The organism is Mycobacterium sp. H4Y, from assembly GCF_000364405.1.
GTDB lineage: Bacteria > Actinomycetota > Actinomycetes > Mycobacteriales > Mycobacteriaceae > Mycobacterium > Mycobacterium intracellulare.
Genome location: NZ_AKIG01000001.1, coordinates 2,421,736 through 2,437,556, shown reverse-complemented (window position 1 = coordinate 2,437,556; position 15,821 = coordinate 2,421,736). Strand labels below are relative to the sequence as shown.

General features: G+C 69.1%; 16 protein-coding genes. 15 read left to right on the top strand and 1 reads right to left on the bottom strand.

Annotation, left to right across the window (positions count from 1 at the left end; all coding sequences use genetic code 11):
• The first annotated feature begins 75 nt into the window (after nt 1–75).
• The 5 genes from priA (at nt 76) to W7U_RS10640 (ending at nt 3,929) form a co-directional block, all read left to right on the top strand.
• On the top strand, nt 76–819 hold the full coding sequence (priA, locus tag W7U_RS10660; RefSeq protein WP_008257766.1) for a bifunctional 1-(5-phosphoribosyl)-5-((5-phosphoribosylamino)methylideneamino)imidazole-4-carboxamide isomerase/phosphoribosylanthranilate isomerase PriA: 744 nt from the start codon (nt 76–78) through the stop codon (nt 817–819).
• 7 nt (nt 820–826) lie between these two features.
• Entirely contained in the window at nt 827–1,627 is an 801-nt protein-coding gene (locus W7U_RS10655) for an inositol monophosphatase family protein (RefSeq protein WP_008257765.1), read from the top strand.
• 1 nt (nt 1,628) lies between these two features.
• Nucleotides 1,629–2,417: an imidazole glycerol phosphate synthase subunit HisF gene (gene hisF, locus W7U_RS10650; RefSeq protein WP_008257764.1), complete on the top strand. Its 789-nt coding sequence runs from the start codon at nt 1,629–1,631 to the stop codon at nt 2,415–2,417.
• Nucleotides 2,414–2,761: a phosphoribosyl-AMP cyclohydrolase gene (gene hisI / locus W7U_RS10645; RefSeq protein ID WP_008257763.1), complete on the top strand. Its 348-nt coding sequence runs from the start codon at nt 2,414–2,416 to the stop codon at nt 2,759–2,761. Before hisF ends, hisI begins: the two co-directional genes overlap by 4 nt.
• Nucleotides 2,762–2,822: 61 nt before the next feature.
• The gene (locus tag W7U_RS10640) at nt 2,823–3,929 is read left to right on the top strand and encodes a calcium:proton antiporter (protein ID WP_008257762.1); all 1,107 of its coding nucleotides are present in this window, start codon (nt 2,823–2,825) and stop codon (nt 3,927–3,929) included.
• Nucleotides 3,930–3,938: 9 nt separating this feature from the next.
• Here the strand turns inward: W7U_RS10640 and W7U_RS10635 are convergent, their stop codons facing one another.
• Nucleotides 3,939–4,397 (bottom strand): peroxiredoxin, encoded by a 459-nt coding sequence (locus W7U_RS10635; protein ID WP_008257761.1) that lies wholly within the window; start codon nt 4,395–4,397, stop codon nt 3,939–3,941.
• A 53-nt stretch (nt 4,398–4,450) separates the two neighbouring features.
• Here W7U_RS10635 and W7U_RS10630 point away from each other — a divergent pair, with 53 nt between their 5' ends.
• The 10 genes from W7U_RS10630 (at nt 4,451) to W7U_RS10585 (ending at nt 15,790) form a co-directional block, all read left to right on the top strand.
• On the top strand, nt 4,451–5,989 hold the full coding sequence (locus tag W7U_RS10630) for an anthranilate synthase component I (RefSeq protein WP_008257760.1): 1,539 nt from the start codon (nt 4,451–4,453) through the stop codon (nt 5,987–5,989).
• Complete coding sequence (locus W7U_RS10625) at nt 5,982–6,662, top strand: TIGR02234 family membrane protein (RefSeq protein ID WP_008257759.1); 681 nt, start codon at nt 5,982–5,984, stop codon at nt 6,660–6,662. The genes W7U_RS10630 and W7U_RS10625 overlap by 8 nt, the downstream gene beginning before the upstream one ends.
• Nucleotides 6,663–6,775: 113 nt before the next feature.
• A complete protein-coding gene (gene trpC / locus W7U_RS10620) occupies nt 6,776–7,594 on the top strand; it encodes an indole-3-glycerol phosphate synthase TrpC (protein WP_008257758.1) in 819 nt (272 codons plus the stop codon).
• A gap of 70 nt (nt 7,595–7,664) precedes the next feature.
• Nucleotides 7,665–8,927, top strand: coding sequence for a tryptophan synthase subunit beta (gene trpB, locus W7U_RS10615; protein WP_176476830.1), 1,263 nt, complete (start codon nt 7,665–7,667; stop codon nt 8,925–8,927).
• Entirely contained in the window at nt 8,924–9,739 is an 816-nt protein-coding gene (trpA, locus tag W7U_RS10610; RefSeq protein WP_008257755.1) for a tryptophan synthase subunit alpha, read from the top strand. The genes trpB and trpA overlap by 4 nt, the downstream gene beginning before the upstream one ends.
• The gene (locus W7U_RS10605) at nt 9,736–11,367 is read left to right on the top strand and encodes a prolipoprotein diacylglyceryl transferase (protein WP_008257752.1); all 1,632 of its coding nucleotides are present in this window, start codon (nt 9,736–9,738) and stop codon (nt 11,365–11,367) included. Before trpA ends, W7U_RS10605 begins: the two co-directional genes overlap by 4 nt.
• A 51-nt stretch (nt 11,368–11,418) precedes the next feature.
• Complete coding sequence (locus W7U_RS10600; RefSeq protein ID WP_008257750.1) at nt 11,419–11,862, top strand: DUF2752 domain-containing protein; 444 nt, start codon at nt 11,419–11,421, stop codon at nt 11,860–11,862.
• Between the two features lie 66 nt (nt 11,863–11,928).
• Complete coding sequence (gene pyk, locus W7U_RS10595) at nt 11,929–13,347, top strand: pyruvate kinase (protein ID WP_008257742.1); 1,419 nt, start codon at nt 11,929–11,931, stop codon at nt 13,345–13,347.
• A gap of 26 nt (nt 13,348–13,373) precedes the next feature.
• Nucleotides 13,374–14,249, top strand: a complete 876-nt coding sequence (locus W7U_RS10590; RefSeq protein WP_080587934.1) for an acyl-CoA thioesterase II — start codon at nt 13,374–13,376, stop codon at nt 14,247–14,249.
• Between the two features lie 143 nt (nt 14,250–14,392).
• Entirely contained in the window at nt 14,393–15,790 is a 1,398-nt protein-coding gene (locus W7U_RS10585) for a phosphatidylglycerol lysyltransferase domain-containing protein (RefSeq protein WP_014385115.1), read from the top strand.
• The last annotated feature ends 31 nt before the right edge of the window (nt 15,791–15,821 follow it).

Genomic DNA, 15,821 nt, shown 5'->3' with positions numbered 1-15,821 from the left:
CGCGAAACTGTATTCCACGACACAAACGCCGAGGGGACCCGCAGCCAGTTGCAGTCTCGGCGTGAAGGAGAAAGCGTGTTGATCTTGTTGCCCGCGGTCGACGTGGTCGACGGCCGCGCCGTGCGTCTGGTGCAGGGCAAGGCGGGCAGTGAAACCGAATACGGCTCGGCGCTCGACGCCGCTCTGACTTGGCAACGCGACGGCGCCGAATGGATCCATCTGGTCGATCTGGACGCGGCGTTCGGGCGCGGCTCCAACCGTGAACTGCTCGCCGAGGTGGTCGGCAAGCTCGACGTGCAGGTGGAGCTCTCCGGGGGGATCCGCGACGACGACTCGCTGGCGGCGGCGTTGGCCACCGGCTGCGCCCGGGTCAACCTGGGCACGGCGGCGCTGGAGAACCCGCAGTGGTGCGCGCGGGCGATCGGCGAGCACGGGGACAAGGTCGCCGTGGGGCTCGACGTCCAGATCGACAAAACCCATCCGGGCGGCACCCACCGGCTGCGGGGACGCGGCTGGGAGACCGATGGCGGTGACCTGTGGGAGGTGCTGGAACGCCTTGACCGCGAAGGGTGTTCGCGGTTCGTGGTCACCGACGTCACCAAGGACGGCACGCTGGGCGGCCCCAACCTGGAGCTGCTGGCGGCCGTCGCCGACCGCACCGACGTCCCGGTGATCGCGTCGGGCGGGGTGTCCAGCCTGGACGACCTGCGCGCCATCGCCACCCTGACCGGCCGCGGCGTCGAGGGCGCCATCGTCGGCAAGGCCCTCTACGCCGGGCGATTCACGCTGCCGCAGGCGCTGGCCGCGGTCGGAGAGTAACAGCGGCATGGACTTGGACGCGTTGGTCGAGACGGCATCGGCAATCCTCGACGACGCCACCGAACCCTTCCTCGCCGGTCACCGAGCCGACTCCGCGGTGCGCAAGAAGGGCAACGACTTCGCCACCGACGTGGACCTCGCGATCGAGCGTCAGGTGGTCGCCGCGCTGACCGAAGCGACCGGAATCGGCGTCCACGGCGAGGAATTCGGCGGCTCGGCCGTCGATTCACCCTGGGTATGGGTGCTCGACCCCGTCGACGGCACCTTCAACTATGCGGCCGGGTCACCGATGGCCGGGATCCTGCTCGGGCTGCTGCACCACGGCGACCCGGTGGCCGGGCTGACCTGGTTGCCGTTCATGGACCAGCGCTACACCGCGGTGTCGGGTGGACCGTTGCGCAAGAACGGGATCCCGCAGCCGCCACTGGCGGCCATCGACCTGTCCGACGCCCTCGTCGGCGCGGGATCGTTCAGCGCGGACGCCCGGGGCCGGTTCCCGGGCCGCTACCGGATCGCGGTGCTGGAGAATCTCAGCCGGGTCTCGTCGCGGTTGCGCATGCACGGTTCCACCGGCCTCGACCTCGCCTACGTTGCCGACGGAATCCTGGGCGCGGCAATCAGTTTCGGCGGCCACGTGTGGGACCACGCCGCCGGGGTCGCGTTGGTGCGGGCCGCCGGCGGTGTCGTCACCGACCTGGCCGGCGAGCCCTGGAGCCCCGCGTCGGATTCCGCGCTGGCGGCGGGCCCCGCCGCGCACGCCGAGATCCTCGACCTTTTGCGCAGCACCGGCCGACCGGAGGACTACTGACATGCACGCCAACCACAGCGGCCTCGCGGTCCGGGTGATCCCGTGCCTGGACGTCGACGGCGGGCGCGTGGTCAAGGGGGTCAACTTCGAAAACCTCCGGGACGCAGGCGATCCCGTGGAACTCGCGGCCGCCTATGACGCCGAGGGCGCCGACGAGCTCACCTTTCTCGACGTGACCGCGTCGTCGTCGGGACGAACCACGATGCTGGACGTGGTACGGCGCACGGCCGAGCAGGTCTTCATCCCGCTGACCGTCGGCGGCGGGGTGCGCACCGTGGCCGACGTCGACGTGTTGTTGCGCGCCGGGGCGGACAAGGTCTCGATCAACACCGCCGCGATCGCCCGGCCCGAGCTGCTGGCCGAGATGGCGCGGCAGTTCGGATCCCAATGCATCGTGCTCTCCGTCGATGCGCGCACGGTGCCGCCGGGCTCGGTGCCCACCCCGTCGGGCTGGGAGGTCACCACCCACGGCGGGCGCCGCGGTACCGGGCTCGACGCCGTCGAATGGGCTTCCCGCGGAGCCGATTTGGGGGTGGGGGAGATCCTGCTGAACTCGATGGACGCCGACGGCACCAAGGCGGGGTTCGACCTCGAGATGCTGCAGGCGGTGCGCTCGGCGGTCACCGTGCCCGTCATCGCCAGCGGCGGAGCCGGGGCGGCCGAGCACTTCGCACCCGCGATCGCGGCCGGCGCCGATGCGGTGTTGGCGGCCAGCGTGTTCCACTTCCGGGAGCTGACCATCGGGCAGGTGAAGGCGGCCATGGCCAAAGAGGGGATCACCGTTCGATGACGCTCGACCCGCGGATCGCCGCGCGCCTGAAGCGCAACGCCGACGGCCTGATCGCCGCCGTCGTGCAGGAGCGCGGGAGCGGCGACGTGCTGATGGTCGCGTGGATGGACGACGCGGCCCTGGCCCGCACCCTGGAAACCCGTGAGGCGACGTACTATTCGCGGTCGCGGCGCGAACAGTGGGTGAAGGGCGCGACCTCCGGCCACACCCAATACGTCCACTCGGTGCGATTGGACTGCGACGGGGACACCGTGCTGCTGACCGTCGACCAGGTCGGCGGCGCCTGCCACACCGGCGATCACAGCTGCTTCGACGCCGACGCGCTGCTGCAACCGGAGCGCTAGCGCGTGGCCCGCGTCACTTTCGGCGGGCGCGGGCGCGTGACTTCGACAAGAATGGCGGGCAATGTCGAAATGGGTGTCCCGGGACGTCTTGTCCTGGAACGTGGTGGTTCCGGTGCTTGCCGTCGTCGTGCTGGCAGTGATCTGGGGCGAGAAGCTGGGACCGGTGCTGGTCGCGGTGGCCGCGCTGTTTCTCGTCGGTGCCGTGGTCGCCGCGGTGCATCACGCGGAGGTGGTCGCGCACCGGGTCGGCGAGCCGTTCGGGTCGCTGATCCTCGCGGCCGCGGTCACCATCATCGAAGTGGCCCTCATCGTCGCCCTGATGACCTCCGGCGGCAACGAGGCCGCGACGCTGGCCAGGGACACCGCGTTCGCCGCGCTGATGATCACCACCAACGGGATCGCCGGTTTGTCGCTGCTGCTCGGGTCGCGGCGCTACGGCGTGACGCTGTTCAACGCCGAGGGCGCCGGGGCCGCGCTGGCCACAGTCACCACGGTGGCCACGCTGAGCCTGGTCCTGCCGGCCTTCACCACCGGGCATCCGGGCAAGGAGTTCACCTCGAGCCAGCTCGCCTTCGCCGCGATCGCCACGCTCTTGGTGTACCTGCTGTTCGTGTTCACCCAGACCGTGCGGCACCGCGACTTCTTCCTGCCGATCGCGCAGCGGGGCCAAAAGCGCGTGTTCGAGGACGAGAGCCACGCGGATCCGCCCAGCAGGCGGCAGGCGCTGAGCAGCCTGGTGCTGCTGCTCTGCGCCCTGGTGGCGGTGGTCGGCCTGGCCGAGGAGGAGTCGCCGGCCGTGGAACACGCTGTCATGGTGGCGGGTCTGCCGCAGTCGTTCGTGGGTGTGATCATCGCGGCGCTGGTGCTGCTGCCCGAGACGCTCGCGGCCGCCCGGTCGGCGCGAAAGGGCCGCATCCAGATCAGCCTGAACCTGGCGTACGGCTCGGCGATGGCCAGCATCGGGCTCACCATCCCGACGATCGCGCTGGCGTCGATCTGGCTCAAAGGGCCGCTGGTGCTCGGCCTCGGCCCCATCCAGCTGGTGCTGCTCGCGCTGACCGTGGTGATCAGCATGCTGACCGTGGTACCCGGGCGGGCCACCCGGCTGCAGGGCGAGGTGCATCTGGTGCTGCTGGCCGCCTACGTCTTCCTGGCGATCAGCCCCTGAGGGCCGCCGCTAGGACCGGGCGCGCAGCGTCGCCAGCGCCTTGTCGGCGTGGGTGTCCATGTTGAACTCGCTGGAGATCACGTCGAGCACCGTGCGGTCGGTGTCGATGACGAACGTGGTGCGCTTGACCGGCATCAGCTTGCCCAGCAGGCCGCGCTTGACGCCGAATTGGGCGGCGACGGTGCCGTCGGTGTCCGACAGCAGCGGGTAGTCGAACTTCCGCAGGTCGGCGAACTTGGCCTGCTTGTCCACCGGGTCGGCGCTGATCCCCACCCGGTTGGCCCCGACCGCGGCGAATTCGGCGGCCAGGTCGCGGAAATGGCACGCTTCCTTGGTGCAGCCGGGCGTCATCGCCGCGGGGTAGAAGAACAGCACGACGGGCCCGCTGGACAGCAATTCGCTGAGCTTGCGCGGCGTGCCCGTCTGGTCGGGCAGTTCGAAGTCGGCGACGGTCTCACCAGGTTTCATGGCGGACACGCTACGCGCGCGAGCCGTCCGCCCGCGTCTGGGAGGATGGGTCGGTGCACGCCCACCTCGCCGCGACGACCTCACGAGAGGATTTCCGCCAGCTGGCCGCCGAGCACCGCGTGGTCCCGGTGACCCGCAAGGTGTTGGCCGACAGCGAGACGCCGCTGTCGGCCTACCGCAAACTCGCCGCCAACCGCCCGGGCACCTTTCTGCTGGAGTCGGCCGAGCACGGCCGCTCCTGGTCGCGGTGGTCGTTCATCGGCGCCGGAGCGCCCTCGGCGCTGACCGTGCGCGACGGCGAGGCGATCTGGCTCGGCGTGGTGCCGCAGGACGCGCCCACCGGAGGCGACCCGCTGCGGGCCCTGCGGGCCACCCTCGAGCTGCTGGCCACCGGGCCGCTGGCGGGTCTGCCGCCGCTGTCGGGCGGCATGGTCGGGTTCTTCGCCTACGACCTGGTGCGGCGCCTGGAGCGGCTGCCCGAGCTGGCCGTCGACGACCTGGGCCTGCCGGACATGTTGTTGCTGCTGGCCACCGATGTGGCGGCGGTGGATCACCACGAGGGCACCATCACGCTGATCGCCAACGCCGTGAACTGGAACGGGACCGACGAGCGGGTCGACGAGGCCTACGACGACGCGGTCGCCCGGCTGGACGTGATGACCGCGGCGCTGGGCCAGCCGCTGTCGTCGACCGTCGCCACGTTCGACCGGCCCGAGCCGCGCTACCGCGCGCAGCGCAGCGTCGAGGAGTACGGGAAGATCGTCGACTACCTCGTCGAGCAGATCGCCGCGGGTGAGGCCTTTCAGGTGGTGCCCTCGCAGCGGTTCGAAATGGACACCGCCGTCGACCCGATCGACGTGTACCGGATGCTGCGGGTGACCAACCCGAGCCCCTACATGTACCTGCTGCACGTGCCGAATGACGCTGGGGGAACGGACTTTTCGATCGTCGGGTCGAGCCCGGAGGCGCTGGTCACCGTCGCCGACGGCGTCGCGACCACCCATCCGATCGCCGGAACCCGCTGGCGCGGGGACACCGACGAAGAGGATCAGCTGCTGGAAAAGGAGCTGCTGGCCGACGAGAAGGAACGCGCCGAGCATTTGATGCTGGTCGATCTGGGCCGCAACGATCTCGGCCGGGTGTGCGCGCCGGGCACCGTCCGCGTCGAGGACTACAGCCACATCGAACGCTATAGCCACGTCATGCATTTGGTGTCGACGGTGACCGGGCTGCTCGGCGAGGGCCGGACCGCCCTGGACGCGGTCACGGCCTGCTTCCCGGCCGGCACGCTGTCGGGCGCGCCGAAGGTGCGGGCCATGGAGCTGATCGAGGAGGTGGAGAAGACGCGCCGCGGCCTGTACGGCGGCGTGGTCGGCTACCTGGACTTCGCCGGCAACGCCGACTTCGCGATCGCCATCCGCACCGCCCTGATGCGCGCCGGCACCGCCTACGTGCAGTCCGGGGGCGGGGTGGTCGCCGACTCCAACGGCCCCTACGAATACACCGAGGCGACCAACAAGGCGCGCGCGGTGCTCAGCGCGATCGCAGCGGCCGAGACGCTGACCGAGCCGGGGGCCGGCCGCGATGGCTGACGCCTCGGGGCGCCCCCTGAACAGTCCCTGGTTGATCCGCATCGCCCAGGCGACGCTGGTGGTGGCCGCGGGCGCGCTGTGGGCGGCCTCGCGCCTGCCCTGGGTGGTGATCCGGTCGTTCGACGGGCTGGGGCCACCCAAGGAGGTGACGTTGTCCGGCGGGGCGTGGTCGACGGCGCTGCTGCCGTTGGCGATGCTGCTGCTGGCCGCGGCCGTCGCCGCCATCGCCGTGCGGGGCTGGCCGCTGCGCGCGCTGGCGGGGTTGCTGGCGCTGGCCAGCCTGGCGGTCGGTTACCTGGGCGTCAGCCTGTGGGTGCTGCCCGACGTGGCGGTCCGCGGCGCCGAGCTGGCGCACGTCTCGGTGATGTCGCTGGTAGGGAGCGAGCGACGGTACTGGGGCGCCGGGGTCACGGTGGCCGCCGCCGCGTGCGCCCTGATCGCGGCCGTCCTGCTGATGCGGTCCGCGTCGGACTCCGGGTCGGCCCGATCCAGCGCCATCAAGTACACGACGCCGGCGACGCGCCGCTCGATTGCCCGACGCGACGACGCCTCCGGGGCGATGCTGGAGGGGCGACAGACGCCGGAAATGTCGGAGCGGATGATCTGGGACGCGCTTGACGAGGGGCGTGACCCAACCGATGCGCCGAGCGAGTCTGACACCGAGGGTCGGTGACGGGCCGCAAGCCGCGGGCCGCTACCCTTCATTGACGTCGTCGCAATCGGCCGGGGACAACCGAGTGGCCGTGGGATGACAGCGGGGCGACAGGGCGAAGGGAAACGACAGGCATGAGTCCGGCAACCGTGCTTGACTCCATCCTCGAGGGAGTCCGGGCCGACGTTGCCGCGCGCGAAGCCCTCATCAGCCTGTCCGAGATCAAGGCCGCCGCGGCGGCCGCGCCGCCGCCCCGCGACGTGATGGCCGCCCTGCGCGAGCCCGGAATCGGCGTCATCGCCGAAGTCAAGCGCGCCAGCCCGTCGGCGGGTTCCCTGGCGACCATTGCCGATCCGGCCAAACTGGCCAGGGCGTACGAGGACGGCGGCGCGCGCATCATCAGCGTCTTGACCGAGGAGCGCCGCTTTCACGGTTCGCTCGACGATCTCGACGCGGTTCGGGCGGCGGTCTCGATACCGATTTTGCGCAAAGACTTTGTGGTGCAGCCCTATCAGATCCACGAAGCGCGTGCGCACGGCGCCGACATGTTGTTGCTCATCGTCGCCGCGCTGGAGCAGTCGGCGTTGGTGTCGATGCTGGACCGCACCGAATCGCTGGGCATGACGGCACTCGTCGAGGTGCACACCGAAGAGGAGGCCGACCGCGCGCTCAAGGCCGGGGCCAACGTAATCGGCGTCAACGCCCGCGATCTGGCCACGCTGGCGGTGGACCGGGATTGCTTCGCGCGCATCGCTCCCGGGCTGCCCAGCAACGTGATCAGGATCGCCGAATCCGGTGTGCGCGGTACCGCAGACCTGCTGGCGTACGCCGGTGCGGGTGCCGACGCCGTGTTGGTGGGCGAAGGTCTGGTCAAAAGTGGTGACCCGCGCGCCGCGGTCGCCGATCTGGTCACCGCGGGCACCCATCCGTCCTGTCCGAAACCTTCTCGCTAGTCGCTGCGTCACTGAAGAGCCCCTTCGCTGTAACGTTGAACCCCATGAGCCATCCCCGCGTAGAGCCTTGGTGATGGTGGATCTGTCCCGCCCGGACCTTCCGCTTCCGAGCGCAGCCATCGCCGAACCCACCCGCCACGAACCCGATGCGGGTGGCCATTTCGGTGTGTACGGCGGCCGCTACGTCGCCGAGGCGTTGATGGCCGTGATCGAAGAGGTCACCGCGGCCTACGAGAAGGAGCGCGTCAACCAGGATTTCCTGGACACGCTGGACTATCTGCAGGCGCATTACGCGGGGCGGCCGTCACCGCTGTATGAGGCGCCGCGGCTGTCCGAGCAGGCCGGCGCCCGCATCTTCCTCAAGCGAGAAGACCTGAACCACACCGGTTCTCACAAGATCAACAACGTGCTCGGCCAGGCGCTGCTCGCTCAGCGGATGGGCAAGAAGCGGGTGATCGCCGAGACCGGGGCCGGTCAGCACGGCGTGGCGACCGCCACCGCGTGCGCCCTGCTCGGCCTGGAGTGTGTGATCTACATGGGCGCCGTCGACACCGAACGCCAGGCGCTCAACGTGGCCCGGATGCGCTTGCTGGGAGCCACGGTCGTCTCGGTCCAGAGCGGTTCGAGGACGCTCAAGGACGCCATCAATGAAGCGTTCCGGGATTGGGTTACCAATGCCGACAACACCTTCTACTGCTTCGGCACGGCGGCGGGGCCCCATCCCTTTCCCGCCATGGTGCGCGACTTTCAGCGCATCATCGGCCTCGAGGCGCGCGCCCAGATCCAGGCGCAGGCGGGCCGGCTGCCCGACGCGGTGCTGGCCTGCATCGGTGGCGGATCGAACGCCATCGGCATCTTCCACCCGTTCATCGACGATCCCGGCGTGCGGCTGATCGGCTTCGAGGCGGCCGGCGACGGCGTCGAAACCGGAAGGCACGCCGCGACCTTCAGCGGCGGTTCCCCCGGGGCGTTCCAGGGATCGTTCTCCTACCTGCTGCAGGACTCCGACGGGCAGACCATCGAATCCCATTCCATCTCAGCGGGTCTCGACTACCCGGGGGTGGGTCCGGAACACGCGTGGCTGCGCGAGAGCGGACGCGCCGAGTACCGGCCCATCACCGACTCCGAAGCGATGGAGGCATTCCGCACCCTGTGCCGCACCGAGGGGATCATCCCCGCCATCGAATCCGCGCACGCGGTGGCCGGGGCCCTGAAGGTGGCCCCCGAATTGGGGAAGGCCGCGATCATCGTGGTGAACCTGTCCGGCCGCGGGGACAAGGACGTCGAGACGGCCGCGCAGTGGTTCGGGCTGTTGGGATCCAGCGACCGATGACCGTGAAGCAGAGCGAGGCCAGCAGGCTCGGGCCGATCTTCGACGTGTGCCGCGACGACGGTCGCGCCGCGCTGATCGGCTATCTGCCCACCGGGTACCCGGATGTGACGACGTCCGTGCACGCGATGGTCGCCCTGGTCGAATCCGGTTGCGACATCGTCGAGGTCGGGGTGCCCTATTCGGATCCCGGCATGGACGGCCCGACCATCGCCAAGGCCACCGAGGCCGCGCTGCACGGGGGAGTGCGCGTCCGCGACACCCTGGCCGCGGTCGAGGCGATCAGCGCCGCCGGGGGCCACGCCGTGGTGATGACCTACTGGAACCCCGTGTTGCGCTACGGAATTGACGCCTTCGCCCGCGACCTGGCATCGGCCGGCGGGTACGGCCTGATCACTCCGGACCTCATCCCCGACGAAGCCGGGCAGTGGTTGGCGGCGTCCGAGGAGCATCGGTTGGACCGGATATTTCTGGTGGCGCCCTCCTCGACGCCGCAGCGCTTGGCGATGACGGTCGAGGCGTCCCGCGGATTTGTCTACGCGGCGTCGACGATGGGCGTCACGGGAGCACGCGACGTGGTGTCCAATGCCGCGCCCGAATTGGTGGGCAGGGTCAAGGAGATATCGGACATCCCCGTCGGTGTCGGGCTGGGGGTGCGGTCGGGTGAGCAAGCCGCCCAGATCGGCGGCTACGCCGACGGTGTCATTGTCGGTTCCGCGCTGGTGTCGGCGCTGGGGGACGGGGGTTTGACCGCATTGCGCGCACTCACTGAGGAACTCGCCGCCGGTGTACGTCAAAGGGCGGCCGCGTCGTGACGAAGTTGCTCGCCTATTTTCCGAGTCCGGCGCAGGGCGTCTGGCACGTCGGGCCGCTGCCCATCCGGGCCTATGCCCTGTTCATCATCGCCGGCATCGTGGCCGCCCTGCTGATCGGCGACCGGCGCTGGGAGGCGCGCGGCGGTGAACGTGGGGTGATCTACGACATCGCGCTGTGGACCGTGCCGTTCGGGTTGATCGGTGGTCGGCTCTACCACCTGGCCACCGACTGGCGAACCTATTGGGGCCCGGGCGGAGCCGGGCTCGGGGCGGCGATCCGGATCTGGGACGGCGGACTGGGCATCTGGGGTGCGGTGGCGCTCGGGGGTGTGGGCGCCTGGATCGGCTGCCGCCGGCACGGCATTCCGCTGCCGGCCTTCGCCGACGCGATCGCCCCGGGAATCATTCTGGCGCAGGCCATCGGTCGGCTCGGGAACTACTTCAACCAGGAACTCTATGGCCGCGAGACCACGCTGCCGTGGGGGCTGGAGATCTTCTACCGCCGGGACCCCTCGGGATACATCGACCCGCATTCGCTGGACGGGATCTCCACCGGGCAGGTGGCACTCGTCGTGCAACCGACGTTCCTCTACGAATTGCTGTGGAACCTGCTGATTTTCGCCGTGCTGATCTATGCGGACCGGCGATTCACGCTGGGACATGGCCGGCTGTTCGCGCTCTATGTGGCCGGCTATTGCGTGGGCCGCTTCTGTGTCGAGCTGCTGCGCGACGACACCGCCACCCACATCGCCGGCATCCGGATCAATTCGTTCACATCGACTTTCGTGTTCATCGGGGCCGTGGTGTACATCATGGCGGCGCCCAGGGGCCGCGAAGATCCCGAGAGCCTGCGCGGAAACCAATACGTTGAGGAATCCGCCGAACTGGAGCCGGCGACCGTTGCGGCGACGGCGGGTGCGGCGGGTGCGACGGCCGCGGCGGGTGGCGGTGACGACGACGTGCCGACCGAATCCGCGGTGGGGACCGCGGCCGTCGCCGACGCGGCACAAGCCGAAGAGCCGGAGGCCGAGGCGGTGGCCGATGAGGCCGAGGCGGAGGAATCCGAGGCCGAGGCGGAGGAATCCGAGGCCGAGGAGGTCGAGCTCGACGAGGCGGAGGCCGCCGCGGAAGCTGAAGCGCCGCAAGGGGAAGCGGCCGACGAGGCGGAAGCCGACGAGGTGGTAGCCGAAGAATCCGCAGGCGACGCGGGAGAGCCGGAGGCCGAGGCGGAGCAATCCGAGGCCGAGGCGGAGGAATCCGAGGCCGAAGAGCTCGAGCTTGACGAGCCGGAGGTCGCGACGGAAGTCGAAGCGCCGCAAGCGGAAGCCGACGAGGCGGTAGCCGAAGGATCCGAGGGCGACGCGGACGAGCCGGAGGCCGAGGCGGTGGCCGATGAGGCCGAGGCGGAGGAATCCGAGGCCGAAGAGCTCGAGCTCGACGAGCCGGAATCCGAGGCGGAAGCCGAAGCGCCGCAACCGGAACCCGCCGACGAGGCGGAAGACGAGGAACCGGAAGCCGAAAGCGCAGAAGCCACTACGGAAGAGCCCGTCGCCGAAAAGATTTCGGATCAACCGGAAACCCGGCGGCGATGGGGCTCGCGTCTGCGGAACCGACTGTCGGGCCGCTGACCACCCGCTCATGACGTCGGGGCGCGGTGCATCTGGCATGCTGGAAGCACTGTGACCAACGCGAGGACCGCCCTGCCACCCACGCATGCCGATGCGCACGGTCTGCGTCATCATCTCGGCTACGTCGGGGCCGCGACCGGCCTCGCGCTGGGCGGCGCGCTCGGCTACGTCGCGCTGGCCGACCCGCACAATCCCGCGTCGATCTATCCGCCGTGTCCCTTCAGGTGGCTCACCGGCTGGAACTGCCCGTTTTGCGGCGGGCTGCGGATGACGTATGACGTGGTGCACGGTGACCTGGCGGCCGCGCTCCACGACAACGTTTTCGTCCTGGTCGCAATCCCGATGCTGGCCGCGTGGCTGGTGGTTCGCCGCGCGCGCGGCGCATCGCCGCTGTCACGGCCGGTGCTGCTGACCGTCGTGGTCGCGACGGCCGTTTGGACGGTTGCGCGTAACTTGCCCGCCTTCCCGTTGATTCCGACCGTTCTTGGTGGGTAAAAGCACACTGTCCCGGCGGCGTTATGTGCACGCCCCGGGGGTCACACGCGACTATGCTGGGTCGGCGTGAGTAGACGCGGGAAGATCGTCTGCACCCTTGGGCCTGCGACCAATTCGGACGAGTTGATCTTGGCGCTGGTTGAGGCGGGAATGGACGTCGCCCGGTTGAACTTCAGCCACGGTGATTACGCCGATCACAAAGCGGCCTACGAACGGGTCCGGGTGGCCTCCGACGCCACCGGCCGTGCCGTCGGCGTGCTCGCCGATTTGCAGGGCCCCAAGATCAGGCTGGGACGCTTCGCGACCGGCCCAACCTACTGGGCCGACGGTGAGACCGTCCGGATCACCGTCGCCGACTGCGAGGGCAGCCACGACCGGGTGTCGACCACCTACAAGAAACTGGCCGAGGACGCCGCCGTCGGTGACCGGGTTCTGGTCGACGACGGCAAGGTCTGCCTGGTGGTCGATGGCATCGAGGGCGACGACGTCATCTGCACGGTCGTCGAGGGCGGCCCGGTCAGCAACAACAAGGGAATCTCGTTGCCGGGCATGAACGTGTCGGCACCGGCCTTGTCGGAGAAGGACATCGAGGACCTCACCTTCGCCCTGGACCTCGGCGTCGACCTGGTCGCCCTGTCCTTCGTGCGCTCGCCGGCCGACGTCGAGCTGGTGCACGAGGTGATGGACCGGGTCGGGCGACGGGTTCCGGTGATCGCCAAGCTGGAAAAGCCCGAAGCCGTCGACAATCTGGAAGCCATCGTGCTGGCCTTCGACGCCATCATGGTGGCCCGCGGCGACCTCGGCGTCGAGCTGCCACTGGAAGAGGTTCCGCTGGTGCAGAAGCGGGCCATCCAGATGGCCCGGGAGAACGCGAAACCGGTCATCGTGGCCACCCAGATGCTCGATTCCATGATCGAGAACTCACGCCCGACCCGCGCCGAGGCCTCCGACGTCGCCAACGCCGTCCTCGACGGCGCCGACGCGGTGATGCTGTCCGGGGAGACGTCGGTGGGCAAGTATCCGATGGCTGCCGTGCGGACCATGTCGCGCATCATCTGCGCGGTCGAGGACAATTCCACGGCCGCCCCGCCGCTGACCCACGTGCCGCGCACCAAACGCGGCGTGATCTCCTATGCGGCCCGCGACATCGGCGAGCGGCTCGACGCCAAAGCCCTGGTCGCCTTCACCCAATCCGGCGACACGGTCAAGCGGCTCGCGCGCCTGCACACCCCGCTGCCGCTGCTGGCCTTCACCGCCTGGCCCGAGGTGCGCAGCCAGCTCGCCATGACCTGGGGCACCGAAACGTTCATCGTCCCGATGATGACCTCCACGGACGGCATGATCCGCCAGGTCGACAAGTCGCTGCTCGAACTCGGTCGCTACAAGCGCGGCGACCTGGTGGTCATCGTCGCCGGCGCGCCACCTGGCACAGTAGGGTCGACCAACCTGATCCACGTGCACCGGATCGGGGAGGACGACGTCTAACGCCCGGACCCGAAGGAGAGGCCGCCATCAGCACCGATTCTGATTTCCAGGAACTGCTGGCGACACTCGACCTCGATCGTCTCGATGATGACCTGTTCATCGGCTCGCATCCCAGCAAGAACCCGATGCGGACGTTCGGTGGTCAGCTCATGTCGCAAGCGTTCGTCGCGGCCAGCCGGAGCCTGGTTCGCGGCGACCTGCCGCCGAGCGCGCTCTCGGTGCACTTCATCAACGGTGGCGACACCGGCAAGGACATCGAATACCGCGTGACCCGGCTGCGCGACGAGCGGCGGTTCGCCAACCGGCGCGTCGACGCGACGCAAGACGGCACGTTGCTGTGCTCGGCCATGGTCTCCTACATGGCCGGCGGCCGGGGCCTCGAGCACGGCATCGAGCCGCCGCAGGTCGCCGAACCGCACACGCAACCCACGATCGGCGAGCTGTTGCGCGGGTACGAGGAGACGGTCCCGCACTTCGTCAACGCCCTGCAGCCCATCGAGTGGCGCTACACCAATGACCCGGCGTGGGTGATGCGGACGAAGGGGGACCGGCTGCCCCACAACCGGGTTTGGGTCAAGGCACTGGGCGAGGTTCCCGAGGACCCGGTATTGCACACGGCGACAATGGTGTACTCCTCGGACACCACGGTGCTGGACTCGGTCATCACCACGCACGGCCTCTCCTGGGGCTTCGACCGCATCTTCGCCGCGTCTGCCAACCATTCCATCTGGTTTCACCGGCAGGTCAACTTCAACGACTGGGTGTTGTACTCGACGTCGTCGCCCGTGGCCGCGGATTCGCGTGGCCTGGGCACCGGGCACTTCTTCGACCGGTCCGGGCAGACGCTCGCCACGGTGGTGCAGGAGGGCGTGCTGAAGTACTTTCCGTCTTCTCCCCGATAAACCGTTACCCAATAGCTGCAGGATATCCGCACGAATCTCTCCCGAATGGGCCGTGATCGGGCGTAGCTTTGACGTAGCCGGGTATTCGGTGCAGAGGCGGCAGACATGCCGCCCAGCTGTTGTCAGCGCATCGGGAGGTGAGTGTGAACGGGCCGGTGGTGGACGTCACAGCACGACCTCGCGTGCGCGAACGTGTTGTCGTTTCGGCCGATTCGCGGGCGGCCCGGCTGATCGGCGCCCTGGCGCTGCTGTGCGCGGCGTGCTGGCTCATCGAGATACTCGCCCGCCACCACAGCCAACCCAACTGGCATTTCGCCGACCGGTTGGCGTGGTCGTTGACGGTCCTGGTCGCGGTGGCGTGGATCGCGCGCGGCGTCTTCCTGGGCCGCCCGGTGACGACGATGCACGCCATTGCGGCCGCGTTTTTCGTGCTGGCGGGGCTGGGCATGCACGTGCTGTCCTTCGATCTGCTCGGTGACGTCGTGATCGCCAGCTCGGGCCTGGTGTTGATGTGGCCGATGACCTCACACCCGCGGCCCGCCGACCTGCCGCGCGTGTGGGAATTGATCAAGGTGACCCGCGATGACGCGTTGGCGCCGTTCACCATGCAGACCGGCAAGAGCTACCACTTCACCGCCGACGGCTCCGCGGCGCTGGCCTACCGGACGCGGATGGGAATCGCCGTGGTGAGCGGCGATCCCATCGGCGACGAGAAGCGTTTCGGCGAACTGGTGGCCGATTTCGCCGCCACCTGTCATGCCCACGGATGGCGCATCGCGGTCGTGGGGTGCGGCGAGCGGCGGCGTGAACTGTGGACCGACCCGGCCACCCTGGGACAAACGTTGCGGGCCATACCGATTGGGCGCGACGTCGTTGTCGACGTGTCGGGCTTCGACATGGTGGGCCGCAGGTTCCGCAACCTGCGTCAGGCGGTTAAGCGCACCCATAACTGCGGTGTCACAACCGAAATCGTCGCCGAGCAGGAGCTCGACCACACGTTGCTGGCCGAGCTGACCGAGGTGGTGCGGGAATCGTCCAAGGGGGCGCGCGCCGACCGCGGATTCCACATGAATCTCGACGGCGTCCTGGAAGGCCGTTTCCCGGGGATACAGCTGATCATCGCCAGGGACGCCACCGGCAAGGTGCAGGCCTTTCACCGATACGCCACGGCCGGCGGCGGCAGCGACATCACCCTCGACGTCCCGTGGCGACGCCGCGGCGCCCCCAACGGGCTCGACGAGCGACTCAGCGTCGACATGATCATGGCCGGCAAAGACAATGGGGCACAGCGGGTTTCGCTCGCCTTCGCCGCTTTCCCCGAGATATTCGACGACAAGAACCGCGGCTGGACCCAGCGCGTGTTCTACCGGCTGATCCACATCCTCGACCCGCTGATCGCGCTCGAGTCGTTATACCGATACGTGCGCAAGTGGCACGCGCTCGACGCGCGGCGCTACGCGCTGATCTCCATGACACAGATCGTCCCGCTACTGTTCGTGCTGCTGTCGCTGGAGTTCATGCCGCGCCGCCGACACCTCTGAGCGTGCCGCCGGCCATGGGGGACAGCCTGAT

Excerpts from the sequence above, each read along its gene's own strand:
- W7U_RS10655 (WP_008257765.1), top strand. The coding sequence starts at position 827 with ATGGACTTGGACGCGTTGGTCGAGACGGCATCGGCAATCCTCGACGAC.
- hisF (WP_008257764.1), top strand. The coding sequence starts at position 1,629 with ATGCACGCCAACCACAGCGGCCTCGCGGTCCGGGTGATCCCGTGCCTG.
- hisI (WP_008257763.1), top strand. The coding sequence starts at position 2,414 with ATGACGCTCGACCCGCGGATCGCCGCGCGCCTGAAGCGCAACGCCGAC.
- W7U_RS10640 (WP_008257762.1), top strand. The coding sequence starts at position 2,823 with ATGTCGAAATGGGTGTCCCGGGACGTCTTGTCCTGGAACGTGGTGGTT.
- W7U_RS10635 (WP_008257761.1), bottom strand. The coding sequence starts at position 4,397 with ATGAAACCTGGTGAGACCGTCGCCGACTTCGAACTGCCCGACCAGACG.
- W7U_RS10625 (WP_008257759.1), top strand. The coding sequence starts at position 5,982 with ATGGCTGACGCCTCGGGGCGCCCCCTGAACAGTCCCTGGTTGATCCGC.
- trpC (WP_008257758.1), top strand. The coding sequence starts at position 6,776 with ATGAGTCCGGCAACCGTGCTTGACTCCATCCTCGAGGGAGTCCGGGCC.
- trpA (WP_008257755.1), top strand. The coding sequence starts at position 8,924 with ATGACCGTGAAGCAGAGCGAGGCCAGCAGGCTCGGGCCGATCTTCGAC.